Origin of the sequence: Bacillus sp. ISL-78, assembly GCF_018613455.1 — a bacterium.
GTDB lineage: Bacteria > Bacillota > Bacilli > Bacillales > DSM-1321 > Peribacillus > Peribacillus frigoritolerans.
In genome coordinates, this window is the sequence record NZ_JAGGQC010000023.1 from 1 (window position 1) to 14108 (window position 14108).

Consider the following 14108-nt stretch of genomic DNA (forward strand, 5'->3'; position numbering starts at 1 on the left):
AGTCTATTTTCATGGTAGTTCCATAAGATAAAGGCTGCCGCGGCAGCCTACCTAAATGATCTATTCTCCTTGAGTTCCCTCTTCACTTTTGTATTCCAAAAGATCTCCCGGCTGACAGTCCAAAGCCTTACAAATCGCTTCTAACGTGGATAGTCGAATCGCTTTTGCTTTTCCATTTTTCAATATAGAAAGGTTAGCCATCGTTATTCCAACCCTTTCCGAAAGTTCTGTTACGCTCATTTTCCTTTTAGCCAGCATCACATCAATATTGATTATTATTGCCATGTTATTCACCTCAGACTATTAAGTCATTCTCTGATTTTATATCGATGGCTTCTTGTAAAAGTCTTTGAAGGACAGCCGCAAAGACAGCAATCACCATGGGGGCAAAAACCATGACCACTCCGATTAGTACGAGACCCGGTGCGTCATCTACTTCCGCCATGATATAGACGAATGGTAGGGCCACCACATACAAGCCACTGATTATGATGGCACATTTTTTGATTTTCTTTAGAGCTCTTACAGATAATTCCGAGAAAGCTTGGTTATTGTCAATATAGCTTAATAGGTTAAACGATTGATACAAAGCGAAGTAAAAGGGGATTGCCGACACATACATAACCATTAATAGGCCATATACCATATAAGCCAAATCTGAACCTCTTTCTAATGCTTCATTTGCTTCATTCGCTATCTGAGGCAACAAAAATAGACACAAAGCAAGAACCGGAATGCCGATAAAAATAACAGCTACCTTTAAAAAGAGTGTTGAACTTCGTTTCATGAAAAGCACCTCATTTATTTATTGTCATTTTGAATTTAACACGTTTTTTACAATAAAATATTATTGAATTAAATTACATTATTATTGTTTATACATTTATAAGGCAAAAATAAAAAGCATTCCCCATTACAGCGAAATGCTTGATAGCTTGTGCAATCAACTTCCCTTTTAGAAACAAAAGGAGCTGCCAGATGGCAGCTGGATATTCAACGTTAGTCATAACGAAATCTACATCGCTAAATCGCAGTAAACGAATAACCAGTATAAAGTATGCTATTGCAACTCCTCCAATATGATAAACAAGGGCCTCGATTTTCAAATGGAAACCGGCAAAGATATATTCTAAACTAGGACTTGTTAATCCTCATTGGAAGAGAACGAAAACGCGGATGCTCAGCGAGTATGGAACTTCTCATCTGTTCAACGACAGGATGTTCTGATGAAAAAAACTGATCTTTAGAATTGAAATGCTCGATTAATTCCCCTTTTTCCAGTACACCCAAAGTATCAGAGATTGAATAAGCCGCCTTAATATCATGTGTAATAAAAAGATAAGATAAGCCGAAGTCTTTTTTTAACTCATTTAATAGTTCTAAAATCAGTGTTTGATTAACCATATCCAGACTGCTTACGGATTCATCCAAGACGATTAGCAGTGGCTTAAGAGAGATTGCTCTAGCAATATTAATTCTTTGCAATTGTCCACCGCTAAATTGGTGGGGGTATTTTTTTAAATCCTTTTCACTTAGGCCCACTCTTTCCAATAACTCGATCACCGTTCTTTTTTGTTCGGCTACGGTTAGTTTTTCATAGTTTTCCAATGGCTCGCCTATAATACTTTCCGCGGTCATTCGTGGATTGACAGCTGAATAGGAATCCTGAAAGACGACTTGTAGATCTCGGCGTATCTTTTGTCGGGTAAGCTTATCAGCAGTATAGATATCATGCCCTTGAAACAGAACCTGTCCTTGCTGTGGACGTTCTAAACCAAGGATCACTTTTCCTAAAGTACTTTTTCCAGCTCCACTCGTGCCAAGCAGCCCTAAACATGTTCCTTCGTCAATGGAGAGGGAAATGTCAGTGAGTACTTTTTTAGAAGGCTCTTTCCATTTTAAAAACGTATGAGAATTATAGCTATGAGTTACTGCTTTTACTTGTAATAAACTCATTTGTTCACCCCTCAAAAAAATGCAGTCCATTTATCACAACATATGGGTGATAGGCTCTTCATGTTTAATGCTAAGGCGGGCATTTAGCAGTTTCTTTGTGTATTCATGCTGCGGATTATCAAATAGTTCATACACATTTGCTGTTTCTACAATTCTGCCATGTTGCATAACGACTACATCATCTGCCATTTCAGAAATGACGCCAAGATCATGAGAAATGAGTAAAATGGATGTTCCATATTCAGAACGGATTTTATCCAAGTGGCGCAGTACCTGTAATTGGTTATGTACGTCGAGTGCAGTCGTCGGCTCATCAGCAATAATAACGGAAGGCTGTAAACATGCGGCCATCGCAATCATCACGCGTTGAAGCATACCTCCACTCAGTTGAAAAGGATAGCTTTTTAACAGTTTCGCGGGATTTGGCAGGTTTACATTTTGCATCGCCTCGATGGCAAGCTCTTTTGCTTGTTTTTTATTCAATGCGGTATGAGACCTAATCGTTTCGACAAATTGATTGCCAATTGTAAAAACAGGCGTAAATGAATTCATCGGATTTTGCATAATAAAGGCAATATCCTTGCCGCGAATTCCACGTATTTCTTTATCGCCCAAACCATTTAATTCTCGTCCTTGAAGGGTAATGCTCCCTTCAATTGTCGTTGTTTTCCGATCAAGAAGCTGTAGAATGGACATACTCGTAACGGTTTTGCCACTTCCACTTTCCCCAACAAGGCCCAATACCTTCCCTTTTTCCAGTTCAAAATTAATATCCTGAACGAGGGTGGTAGCACCTTCCTTTGTTTGTACTTTTACTTGTAGATCGCTCACTGTTAATACATTCGACCGTTCTGTTCTCAATCTTCTCATTCCTTTTTATTAACGACGTTTGACTCCAAAACGTTCTGATAGCGCTTCGCCTAATAAATTGAAGGTGACGACAACAAGCATAATCATCAAACCTGGATATAGCATTAATTCTGGATTCGTCCGAATATAGGATTTCCCTTCATGGATCATTGCTCCCCATTCTGGTGTAGGTGGTTGGACGCCCAAACCTAGAAACGACATGGCCGATATATCCATGATGGCCCAACCCATTTCTAATGTACCCATAACAGCGAGCGGAGGAAGAACATTTGGAACAATATGTTTCTTTATTATCTTCCATTGAGAAGAACCGCTTATTTTAGCTGCCGCTATATAGTTTTGTTCTTTTAGACTAAGTACCATTCCTCGGAAAATTCTCGCATAATACACCCATTGCACAAGCATCAATGCTATGATGACCTGTTTAAGGCCAGGTCCCAATATACCAACAAGTCCAAGAATGAGCAAAAGATTCGGAAATGCCATAACACCATCACACAGTCTCATTAGCACCTGGTCCACCCATCCGCCTTTATAACCAGCAATGGTTCCGACAATCAAACCGATGCCTAAAGATGAGATAAAGATTAATGTAGCAAATCCTAACGAAATGCGAGCTCCATATAAGATGCGTGATAACGTACATCTTCCTAAATGATCTGTTCCCAATGGATACTCAAAGGAAGATGGCTGTAGTTTATTAGCTAAATTGACAGCAATAGGATCATTAGGTGCAATCCATGGAGCCAAGATGGTGATGATAAATAGGAAGCTTAATATTATTGAACAAAGGACAATCACTTTCTGACTTCTCATCATAATACGAAGACTTGTTATCATTGACGATGCCCTCCTTTTCTGGAGATGCGTGGGTCGATACACATTTGGATTAGATCAACGATCAAGTTGCTAAAAATGAATAGTCCCGCAGCTAAAAGCACATAGCATTGAATTACAGGAACATCCCGATTAAAAATAGCCTCAATGAAATAACGACCGAATCCTGGCCAGGAAAAGACCGCTTCGACGATAATGGTTCCAGTCAGCAGCTTTCCTAAATTCATCCCCAGTCCAGTAATCATTGGGGATATGGCTATTCTCAATACATGTTTTCCCATAATGACTTTTTCATGAATCCCTCTTGTGCGAGCAAAAAGGACATAAGGTTCCTGTAAATTTTCAAGAACGCTAGCACGTAATAGTCGAGTATACAAAGCTATTAATGGCAAAGCTAAAGTAACGGAAGGAAGAACCAGATGTTGCCAAGTCCCGATTCCTTCGACAGGAAATAAGTCGAGTTTAACAGAAAAGAAAAAAATCAATAAATAACCAAGCCAAAAAGAAGGGATGGACGCCCCGAAAAAAGAGAGAAGGCGACTAAAATGGTCAATACCACTGTTTTTCTTTATGCCTGCCAAAAATCCAAGAGGGACACTGACCAGGATAGCTAATATGATGCTACCTAAAGCTAACTGAATGGTCGCTGGCATTCGATAGGTTACCTCTTCCCAAACAGGTTTATTCGAAAGATAAGATATGCCAAAATCAAATTGGCATATCTTAATAATAGAATTTACATATTGAACATGGAGGGGTTGATCTAAGCCAAACTCATGTCTTTTCTGAGCCAATATCTCATCTGTAGATTGGATATGTGCTGCAGATAAATATGCCTCAGCTGGGTCCACTGGTGAAAGGTGAATCATTCCAAACGTAAGAAGAGTGGCCAAGAGAAAGATCGGAATAATGGCCATAATTCGTTTCAAGATATAAGTGCCCATGAAAACCCTCCTGTAACTTACTTCTCGATGCTAATTCCTGTGAATGGATGTTCATCCCGGTTAGCAGGGAATTTAAAATTAGATACATCTTTTTGGTAAACAGCTATTTTCTTAATATAAGAAATAGGCACAATCGCTCCTTGTTCTTGCAGTGATTCCAAAATGGTTGAGTAAAGTTCTTGACGTTCCTTTTCATCTGTTGTTCCAGGAACATCTGCAATTTGTTTTAACAACTCATCTCTGTTCGGATAAGATGAAATGGCTTCGTTAAAACCAAATCCTTCTGAACCAACGACATTTACGAAAGTATGTGGATCATATGGAGCGCCATAGTTACTAAAGAAATTCAATTCAAAATCATTAGCTTTGAATCTTTCAATTTGTACCGTAAGCTCAACTCCAACGATATTCAATTTAACACCTAGTGCCGCCCACTCAGATTGTAATGTTTCGGCCATTGCTTTTTGAATAGATTCTGCAGAGTCGTACATTAACTCGATTTCTAGCGGCTTTCCGTCTTTCTCACGAACGTTTTTTCCTTTTGGAAGCTTCCATCCTGCTTCATCTAATAAAGCTTTTGCTTTTTCGACATTATAATCAATCGCTGTTACATCAATGTCTGAAGTATACGGGAGGTTTGTCGGTAAAATGAAATCTGCCTTCTCTTCCAACCCAGAAGTAACTCCGTCAACCATTGCTTTTTTATTAAATCCATATTGTAACGCTTGACGAACACGTAAATCTGAAAGTTGTTCTTTCTTCGTATTCATAACTAGTTGTCTTGTCGCAACCGGATCAGAAATACTAGTCTGATAGTTACCTGATGTTTCTAATTGTTTGAAAGCATCCAGACTGATGGCACCTTCACCATATATTAGGTCCAGGTCACCTTTTTCAAAAGCAAGAACACGGGTTTCCGCATCAGGAATGACCTTGACTTTGATTTTCTTAACTTTAGGGAGTTCACCCCAATAATTTTCATTGCGTTTGAAAATAGCATATTCATCTGCTTTATATTCTTCCAAAACCCATGGCCCTGTACCGACTGGTTTTGTAACACCTTTAGAAGTGTCACCATCTTTAGGGAATCCAGCATCACCTAAGAATCGGACTGGACGAACAACGGCTAACTCTTGAATAGTAGGATAATATGGCTCTTTTAATGTTAGTTTAAATGTGTATTGGTCAATTACTTCCGTATGATCCACTTTCGTAATAAAGCCCAACCAACTATGTAAATCAACATTTTTCAATATAGTATCAAAGTTCTTTTTCACAATTTCAGCATTAAAGCTTGTACCGTCAGAAAATTTCACATCTTGACGGAGGTTGAACGTATATTCTTTCCCATCCTTGGAAATTTCCCAAGATTCAGCTAAATGCGGTTTCAGCTTACCTCCATCTTGGTAGCTGACCAAAGGTTCATATATCATTGATGTAGCGAATAATTGAGAAGGATTATAGACATGCGGATTCATTTCACCTATATCCCTCGGCCAAGCCAAAGTAAGCATGTCTTTACTGTCTTTGTTTGAAGTTGAATTTTCTTTTGATTCATTTGTACATCCAAGTAAAAGCGTTGATAGAATTAAAACGATTGCCGATATTAATATCGCTTTTTTGCTGTTTTTTCGTTTTGACATAACCATTGGTGCCCCCTGTACCATATTGAGAATTATTTTCAATTGTAATGAGTAACTATATTATTGTCAATATAATGTCGAAACTCTCGAAAAATATAAATATGTTTATAAGAAACCATATGTAGATACGTCGACCCCCAATATCCTTTTCAGCCATGAATGACGATGCTCCTCCGAATATTCACACGTTCGACCCCTTTTAAAACTGGTATTGTTCGTGAAAGTTAGGAACTTGACCAAAATTAATTACATTCCGTTGAGGAAATAACCATCAATTCACCTGTTTTTTTGATAACACATTCATCAGTGCAATCCTCTTAACCTTATAAGAGGATAAATCCAATAATATTATTTCGATATAATTATAGAGGACATTACCCTTTGGGCTTTCCTTAAGCTGCCTTTTCTTCGGAAGGTGGGCATTTAATTGTGAATGTCCCAAACGCTCTTGCTGAGAATGCCCAAACATATATGGTTATATGGAACCCGTTTTCCTTTAAATTCTTGAATGATTATTATTATATTCCATCGCGTTCCTGGACTTTCGCCAGCTGTTTAATTAAAACAAAGTTATGACCCGGATTATACTCATCAATCACTTCATACAAATAGTCATTGTATAAATCATTAATTCCTTGGAACCGTCCATATTCCTTTTCCCTGTTTTCCAGCTGTTTTAGATATGTAAATTAGAATTTAGGTCCGTAGAGTATTACGTTTGAACAAAAAATATCGAAGAAAAGACCTCCCATAAGTTCAGTGAACTTACGAAAGATCTCCTTTAAAACTGAAAGTTAGCATTTCACTAATCTCCACCTTACAAACCCCTATATTACGGATTCAAGCGATGATTACATCATGCCGCCCATTCAATTAATAGTTAAATAGGAAGTTACAAGGTATTAAATGGTGTCTCCAGTAATGGAAAACAGAGTACAGCTGTAAACAGTCCACACTCCACTTCGTCTGGATCGCCAAACAAATGAACAATGGCGCTATACAAAAAAATGAGAAAATTTCAGGTGACACATTCCCAGTCCTTCATCACCTTCCTTTTCACATTCAAATTTCCCTTCGGTTTCATCTGAAAAATGCAAGGTGAATCTTTTATGAAACTACCACTACTAGAAAATGAACTTCACAGGCATCCGTACAAGGTTCGGACCAGGTTTTATCTTATATACACATTGAGGATTATGTGGGAAAGTAAGAAAAACTTATAGAAGGCATAACTTTTATTCTAAGCTGCAACTCTCACAAAATTAATGGAAACTATCGGTATAATGACAAGCCTTGTTTGATTTTCATACCCTGTTATCGATTCAACGATTTCAATCAAACCAGATTGGCTCTTCACCAATAGTCCTTCCACTAAAGTTGTGTCTGTTGCCACTTGTATATTATGAGTGATTAGATTGTTCAGCACTTCATTAAACATTATATTTCTTCCTCCTCGACGAGTGTTACCAGTTCTATACTTCTAATCGGGATGTATACTAAGCTATCGCCCGTTTCCCGCAATACGGCATAGTCATCCTTTACTTTAATCAATTGTCCTGTCACTCCCGAGAAATGTGTTGTGATGATAATATTTCTATTGACCAAACCTTTAAGGGCCTCTTTTAATGACCGAAAATGCCCGAAGATTAAATCTGTATATAGCAAGCTTTTCATCCTTTCCATATTCTTAAACTTTTCTTGCACTCTAAAGAATATGCAGTAGACAAGTTATTGACACAACTAAATAGAATATTTTGAAGAAAGGTAGAATTACCAATTTAATTATTTTGCTTGATAAGTTTCACCTTTGATACCAATTTCACATATAGTATGTCCGAGGTGATGAAAAATGTTATACGAAAGATTTCCCGGGTTAGTAAGTGTGGTCATGACTTGTCATAATGTAGCCCCATATGTTGATGACTGTTTAAATAGTATACTTAACCAAACTTATAAGAATATAGAACTTATTATAGTAAATGATTATTCTACTGATCACACTGCTGAAATGATTGATAACTGGATCAAAAAAACCAATCCTTCATTCCCAGTTGTAGTGGTGGACCTACCCAGGAATGTTGGTTTTTCAGGGGCATTGAATACTGGTTATTATTTATCTTCTGGTGAGTATATTGCTGTACAGGATGGTGATGACCTATCTCATCCAAACCGGTTTGAACAACAAGTGAACTTCTTAAAAATGAATCCAGACCATGTGTTGATTGGGACAAACTATAAAGTCTTTACAGATGGTGAATTTGAAAACCAGAATAATGTACACTGGCTTAAGTACGGTCAGGATATAAAGGAAGTTTATTGGAATGGAGGGCATTGTATTTGTCATGGAACGATTTTATTCCGCGGTGTGATTTTTGATGAGTTAGGTGGCCCTACCAGAAGGATAAAGGGTGCTGAAGACTATGAATTTATCGCAAAATGTCTGAACTCCAATTATCGTATCGAAAATTTAAAAGAAGCACTCTATTATTATCGTCTCCATCCTATGCAGCGTTCCCGCGAATTTTTTGGGGAAGGCAGTAAAGAGATATGAGTGAATCTACCATGCGTGTTCTTATGACACTTGATGGAATTGATGTAGGCGGTACTGAGACACATGTTTTAAGTCTGGCTGAGGAAATGATAAATAAAGGCATAGGGATCGTCATCATAAGCAGGGGTGGTTCATTATTACAATCCTTCAATCGATTACAATGTCCCATTTACCAAGTCCCATTCCCCTACTCTCTTCCAATTCCAGCGGATTTACAGGAGAAGTTATGTAAAGAAATCAAACAGATTATCATGACTGAAAAAATAACACTTATTCATAGCCATCAAACTCCTTCAGCTTTCTTAACCTTCCAAGCAGCAAAAGAGCTTGGTATTCCTTCAATATTTACAGTGCATGGAACTTATTATCCAAAATCCGAACTATTGCAAGTACTGCCCCTGACAAATAAAATCATCTGTGTAAGCCCACCAATCCAACAATTCATACAGAAGCTTACAGATCAACCGACGATTGTCATCCCTAACGGAATAGATACCACTCGATATTCCCCATCAGACTCCTCTGATCTAAAAGTCCAGCTTGGGATCCCAAAGGATTCATTTGTTCTTTTATACAGCAGCCGAATAGCATGGACAAAGGCAAACATCTGCATGATTTTTCTGAGAGCCTGTAAAGACTTAAAGCTTTCGGACATTCCCAATTTATATGTTGTAGTTGTTGGTCACGGCCCTCGATTTAAAGAAATAAAAGACATAACGGATACAATACATCGCTCATCAACAGATAACTTCATCAATTTAGTGGGTGAAAGACTTGATTTACAGCATTATTACTCATTGGCTGACTGTGTGGTTGGAACGGGCAGAGTCGCCCTGGAGGCTATGGCCTGCGGCAAACCTGTTATCGCGGCTGGAAGCCATGGATATTTCGGTCTAGTGGAAGAACATAATTTCGAAGATGCTTGGCATTGTTATTTTGGGGACCATGGCTCTCTTAAACCCTGCAGCCGCTTTACAATGGCAAATGACATTCGGTCTTCACTAGCTCAATCTGACCGTCTATTAAAGGCAGGGTCGGCTTCGCGTGAATGGATGTTAAAAAAATTTAATATTAAATTCAGTGTAGCCAATCTGCTCGAGTGTTATAAAACTCTAATTAAGGGATGAGTGTATTGAAGAAAGTATTATATATTGGCTGGATTGGTTTTGGCAACTTGGGGGACGAGTTATTATGGAACGTGTTTAAAGAGTTAAATAAGCACTATAATTACTCTACCAAGATTGAAATTGTTCCTTCCCTGCCTGGCGTGGATATCAATCATACGGAAGAATATGACACAGTTATCTTAGGTGGCGGTTCCCTATTACTCCCCGGTTATATGGCAGCACTAAAACAGGCAATAGACCTTGGAAAAGACGTTTTTATATGGGGAAGCGGCCTTGACTGGATAACTAAAGAACAGCTGGACATTATAAACTCAGGACAATCACTATCATTAGAAAAGACTTTTACAGAAAAAGATATAATCTTGTTTCGTGAGACCCTTGAAAAAGCAGCATTTGTTGGTGTAAGGGGACCCATTACCAAGAAGGTTCTAGAGACATTTGGAATCAACAGTGACAAAATTAAACTGATTGGAGATCCCGGGATCTTGCTTAACCCGCCCGCAGTGATTAGGAAAAAGGAAAAAATAGCAGCAATAAACTGGGGTACAACATTCAACCGATTGTACGGCCAGGATGAAGCTGCTATTGAAAATGCGCTTCTTCAAGTATCCAAAAAATTAATAAAGTCGGGTTATAAAATTTTATTGTACGTTGTCTGGGGCAGTGACCGGGAGGCCTCCAAACGACTTTACGATAAATTGAATGACCCGTTGAATGTGACTTATGATCCATCATTATACTCAGAGGAAGAGCTTATTGAAAAACTCTCTGTCTGCAGTTTGAGCATTAACTTTAAACTTCACGCCAATATCCTTTCCTTAGCAGGAAATGTCCCCTGTATCGCCCTCGGTTACAGATTTAAAGTATTTGATTTGTTTCAATCCCTTGGGCTGGAGAATTTAGTCGTTTCAACCGATTCCGATACACTAGCTCTCGATATTATGGAAGGGATCCGGGAAATTGAACTAAATAAAGAAAAGATAATCGAACAATACAAAAATAGAAAGGAAACTTTCAGTCCCTTAATAATTGAACCTATAAAAAATAATTTCACAGTAGACTAAGTTTTAGATGTAAATATCCAACTCCCAAAAAGCTTCGAATTCATTTTCCAAATCCTTTAAATTCACCTCCAGACATCAAGTTTCAGGGGTGAGTTTTTTTCTGAGGTTAACTCCAACTGTTTTTAATTACTCCTAATACATTTCATATCAAACTCATGCAACATAACCGAAGCAAAATTCATCCATTTTATCCCAATTTTAACAACACCTTTTACTTGGAATGATTCTAGGAGTTGATGCTCTCCTCCATCCCCCGGAACAATATGTATTTTTTGTTGAAATCACCAAATAAGAAAAGGCCTCCCACGGTAAACTGGGAGGTCTTCAACTTTAAAGATTTTCACTTGTTAAGTGAACACTCATTCTGAATCCTCGTTAAACCCCTATATTTCATTCAACAAGGCATATATAGATGTTATTAAAGGGGTTTCTCATTTTTCAATATAATTATGAGCATGTTCTGACCATTGGGTAGGGCACTTTTTCCTAACCTGTCTTCCAGGCGAAAATGCCGGCTCAAAAGAAAAAAAGCCACTAGACCTTAGCTGGTCTATTTTTTCATAATAAAGGCCAGTTTATAGTACGGATTCATTATGTTAATTGACTTTCCCCTACCTGCCAAGTTTGTCCTGAAGTCATGGCTATGGGCTCCCGCTTCTGACGTCGTGAAATCATGGCTATGGGCTCCCGCTTCTGATGTCGTGAAGTCGTGGCTATGGGCCCCCGCTTCTGATGTCGTGAAGTCGTGGCTATGGGCCCCCGCCTCAGATGTCGTAAAGTCATGGCTATGATTCCCCGCCTCAGTTGTCGTGAAATCGTGGCTATGAATCCCCGCTTCTGATGTCGTAAAGTCGTGGCTATGGGCTCCTGCTTCTGATGTCGTAAAATCATGGCTATGAGCTCCCGCTTCTGATGTCGTAAAGTCGTGGCTATGGGCTCCCGCTTCTGATGTCGTAAAGTCGTGGCTATGGGCTCCCGCCTCAGATGTCGTAAAGTTGTGGGTATGTTCCCCTGCTGGAGATGTGGTATAAATGCCGGAAGTGTTATTGGCTGCTGCTTGATTCCCGCCTGCCGGTTTATTAGTGGTTGTGTCGCCACGATCAACGTATTGGTGTGAATGTATTCCAGAGGGATTTGTCATCCCTGTATGCGTGTGACTTCCAGCTACATTCGTTGTTCCCGTATGCGTGTGGCTTCCAGCTACATTCGTTGTTCCCGTATGCGTATGGTCTCCAGCTACATTCGTTGTTCCCGTATGCACATGGTTTCCTGCTACATTCGTTGTTCCCGTATGCGTGTGGTCTCCACCCACATCCGTCATACCCGTATGCGTATGATTTCCTGCTACATTCGTTGCTCCCGTATGCGTGTGGTCTCCAGCCACATCTGTCGTACCCATATGTGTGTGGTCTCCAGCTACATTCGTTGTTCCCGTATGCGTGTGGCTTCCATTCACATCCGTCGTACCCATATGTGTGTGGTCTCCAGCCTCAGCCGTGTTTCCGGTATGACTATGGGGAGCAAGTTGGGATTTGTCTAGTTTTATTCTTTTATGCCCTCCCCTATCGCCAATTTCCGAATTTTCAGCTGTTCCCAGAACAAAGCGCTCCCTCAAATCCGGCGTTCCTTTCGTTCCATCACATAACAACCATCCTGTTGGAATATTCTTAATGGATCCGCTCCACATTACGATAACCCCACTCGGGATTCGTTCATGATTTGTCAATGTTACCCTCTCCTGAAAGCAATAAATTTTACTATATTTTATGCTAGGTAACACCTTTAGAGCTGGACTTTTTTGGTGAAATAAATAGATTGTTTATTATGGAGCATGAACACTTGGAGACGCCTATCCCTACCATAAGTGGGTGTAGGAGTAATGGAGATTCAGCGGGTTTAGGGCATACAGACATCTACATTCCAATGCACCTTTTTACGTCCCTTATTTTCTTCCAATCACTTTCAGGAGTAAAAAAACAAGGATGTAAAATCGAAAATATAAACAGTCTCCTTCTACATTTTTTAAAATGATCTTTGTAATTTGCAAGAACATGAATACCCACACTGGATACTATTAAATCGTAAACTTCTAAAGAAAAAAAAGGACTTTTATCTTAAAAATCAGGTAGAAAAATCTTTTTATATGTATGGTAACACATAAAAAAGCACCTGTTTAAGGTGCTAAGCTTATAACGTTTTATAAATTTGATTTTATAGACCAATTAGAGATTGCTTAGTATTTGTCAACTAGCGTAGGTTGCTACTCGCGGGGATCTAGCTGCCTTCCTTAATTTACTTAGAAGGCTCCCATTCACCTATAAAAAACGCTATCAGTGTTTAGCCTGCTTGGTCTTGACTACCCTACGAGACATATGTATCCCTTGCCTTGGGGCCTCCTTTTGTCTTAGGCCTTAGCCTTGTTCTCTTTGACTGCTTCTAGGTCTTGTTGTAATGTTCGAGTGATCACAGGTCGCTACTCGAGGCACTTTAGCTGCCTTCAGTACTATCCTAGGTTGTCCCTCATTCACCCCTTTATATATCTTTAGTTCTGAATGGTATGTTCTTCTCAACACATACGCTTTCATTCAAAAGAGATATGGTTCGTCTACTTCCCCATACTCAATACCCCATAAATGTCTTCAATCAAGTTTTTAACTCAATCAACCAGGCTTCCTATCTGAATTCCTTGTTGAAAAACTCAATTGGTCATAATTTTCACCAATGTTTTTACTACATCTTTTAGAACCTTCTAATTTTGTCGATAACTACTCGGAATTTGTAATTATTTCTCGGGAAATTGTTGAAATTTGAAAATAGTGATCCTGAATAGTTGAACAAAGGAATTTCTACTATTGATTTGATTGCCTAGGTTTAAATCGTTATTAACACCACAATATCGTATAAGAGACTAAAAAAAAGTAATGAAACCTTTTTCTTATTGAAGTAATATTTCTTAATGGATTTTTGTTGTTCAGTTTTAAGCTATGACATATCGTTTGTCAGTTAAATGTTCATTTCACGCGTAGCTGCGAGTTTATTGGTTGAAAAATTTAGCTCTCTTTTAATTGAATGAAAACATGGGTTAAAATATCATATGTATCGGGTATCGCTATCTC

Annotated in this window: 13 protein-coding genes; 3 read left to right on the plus strand and 10 right to left on the minus strand. The window is 38.7% G+C overall.

Annotation, left to right across the window (positions count from 1 at the left end; all coding sequences use genetic code 11):
• Positions 1-60 precede the first annotated feature (60 nt).
• The 9 genes from J7I96_RS20405 to J7I96_RS20445 all read right to left on the minus strand — a co-directional run bounded on the left by J7I96_RS20405 (position 61) and on the right by J7I96_RS20445 (position 7915).
• Positions 61-285, minus strand: a complete 225-nt coding sequence (locus J7I96_RS20405; RefSeq protein ID WP_057276524.1) for a helix-turn-helix domain-containing protein — start codon at positions 283-285, stop codon at positions 61-63.
• Between the two features lie 10 nt (positions 286-295).
• Positions 296-787, minus strand: coding sequence for a DUF2975 domain-containing protein (locus tag J7I96_RS20410; protein WP_214774625.1), 492 nt, complete (start codon positions 785-787; stop codon positions 296-298).
• Positions 788-1134: 347 nt separating this feature from the next.
• Positions 1135-1956 carry a nickel import ATP-binding protein NikE gene (nikE, locus tag J7I96_RS20415; RefSeq protein ID WP_214774627.1) on the minus strand — a complete coding sequence of 274 codons (822 nt, stop codon included), beginning with the start codon at positions 1954-1956 and terminating at the stop codon, positions 1135-1137.
• 33 nt (positions 1957-1989) lie between these two features.
• Positions 1990-2817: a nickel import ATP-binding protein NikD gene (gene nikD, locus J7I96_RS20420; protein ID WP_214774629.1), complete on the minus strand. Its 828-nt coding sequence runs from the start codon at positions 2815-2817 to the stop codon at positions 1990-1992.
• 18 nt (positions 2818-2835) lie between these two features.
• Complete coding sequence (gene nikC, locus J7I96_RS20425; protein ID WP_034306314.1) at positions 2836-3666, minus strand: nickel ABC transporter permease subunit NikC; 831 nt, start codon at positions 3664-3666, stop codon at positions 2836-2838.
• Positions 3663-4607 carry a nickel ABC transporter permease subunit NikB gene (gene nikB, locus J7I96_RS20430; RefSeq protein WP_214774631.1) on the minus strand — a complete coding sequence of 315 codons (945 nt, stop codon included), beginning with the start codon at positions 4605-4607 and terminating at the stop codon, positions 3663-3665. The genes nikC and nikB overlap by 4 nt, the downstream gene beginning before the upstream one ends.
• Before the next feature lie 17 nt (positions 4608-4624).
• On the minus strand, positions 4625-6250 hold the full coding sequence (gene nikA, locus J7I96_RS20435; protein WP_214774633.1) for a nickel ABC transporter substrate-binding protein: 1626 nt from the start codon (positions 6248-6250) through the stop codon (positions 4625-4627).
• 1240 nt (positions 6251-7490) lie between these two features.
• Complete coding sequence (locus J7I96_RS20440; RefSeq protein WP_133352823.1) at positions 7491-7688, minus strand: hypothetical protein; 198 nt, start codon at positions 7686-7688, stop codon at positions 7491-7493.
• Positions 7688-7915 carry a DUF2642 domain-containing protein gene (locus J7I96_RS20445; protein WP_214923390.1) on the minus strand — a complete coding sequence of 76 codons (228 nt, stop codon included), beginning with the start codon at positions 7913-7915 and terminating at the stop codon, positions 7688-7690. Before J7I96_RS20445 ends, J7I96_RS20440 begins: the two co-directional genes overlap by 1 nt.
• 184 nt (positions 7916-8099) lie before the next feature.
• On the opposite strand from J7I96_RS20445, the gene J7I96_RS20450 reads away from it, so the two are divergent.
• Genes J7I96_RS20450 through J7I96_RS20460 form a run of 3 tightly spaced genes read left to right on the plus strand, consistent with a single transcriptional unit; the run spans position 8100 to position 10992 of the window.
• The gene (locus J7I96_RS20450) at positions 8100-8801 is read left to right on the plus strand and encodes a glycosyltransferase family 2 protein (RefSeq protein ID WP_214774637.1); all 702 of its coding nucleotides are present in this window, start codon (positions 8100-8102) and stop codon (positions 8799-8801) included.
• On the plus strand, positions 8798-9928 hold the full coding sequence (locus tag J7I96_RS20455) for a glycosyltransferase (RefSeq protein WP_214774639.1): 1131 nt from the start codon (positions 8798-8800) through the stop codon (positions 9926-9928). The genes J7I96_RS20450 and J7I96_RS20455 overlap by 4 nt, the downstream gene beginning before the upstream one ends.
• A 5-nt stretch (positions 9929-9933) precedes the next feature.
• A complete protein-coding gene (locus tag J7I96_RS20460; RefSeq protein WP_214774641.1) occupies positions 9934-10992 on the plus strand; it encodes a polysaccharide pyruvyl transferase family protein in 1059 nt (352 codons plus the stop codon).
• 550 nt (positions 10993-11542) lie between these two features.
• On the opposite strand, the gene J7I96_RS20465 is transcribed toward J7I96_RS20460, so the two are convergent.
• Positions 11543-12718 carry a hypothetical protein gene (locus J7I96_RS20465; RefSeq protein WP_215048108.1) on the minus strand — a complete coding sequence of 392 codons (1176 nt, stop codon included), beginning with the start codon at positions 12716-12718 and terminating at the stop codon, positions 11543-11545.
• Positions 12719-14108 lie beyond the last annotated feature (1390 nt).

Bases quoted from the DNA above. Each gene is read 5' to 3' on its own strand.
- J7I96_RS20405 (WP_057276524.1), bottom strand. From the start codon at position 285: ATGGCAATAATAATCAATATTGATGTGATGCTGGCTAAAAGGAAAATG.
- J7I96_RS20410 (WP_214774625.1), bottom strand. From the start codon at position 787: ATGAAACGAAGTTCAACACTCTTTTTAAAGGTAGCTGTTATTTTTATC.
- nikE (WP_214774627.1), bottom strand. From the start codon at position 1,956: ATGAGTTTATTACAAGTAAAAGCAGTAACTCATAGCTATAATTCTCAT.
- nikC (WP_034306314.1), bottom strand. From the start codon at position 3,666: ATGATAACAAGTCTTCGTATTATGATGAGAAGTCAGAAAGTGATTGTC.
- nikB (WP_214774631.1), bottom strand. From the start codon at position 4,607: ATGGGCACTTATATCTTGAAACGAATTATGGCCATTATTCCGATCTTT.
- nikA (WP_214774633.1), bottom strand. From the start codon at position 6,250: ATGTCAAAACGAAAAAACAGCAAAAAAGCGATATTAATATCGGCAATC.
- J7I96_RS20440 (WP_133352823.1), bottom strand. From the start codon at position 7,688: ATGTTTAATGAAGTGCTGAACAATCTAATCACTCATAATATACAAGTG.
- J7I96_RS20450 (WP_214774637.1), top strand. From the start codon at position 8,100: ATGTTATACGAAAGATTTCCCGGGTTAGTAAGTGTGGTCATGACTTGT.
- J7I96_RS20455 (WP_214774639.1), top strand. From the start codon at position 8,798: ATGAGTGAATCTACCATGCGTGTTCTTATGACACTTGATGGAATTGAT.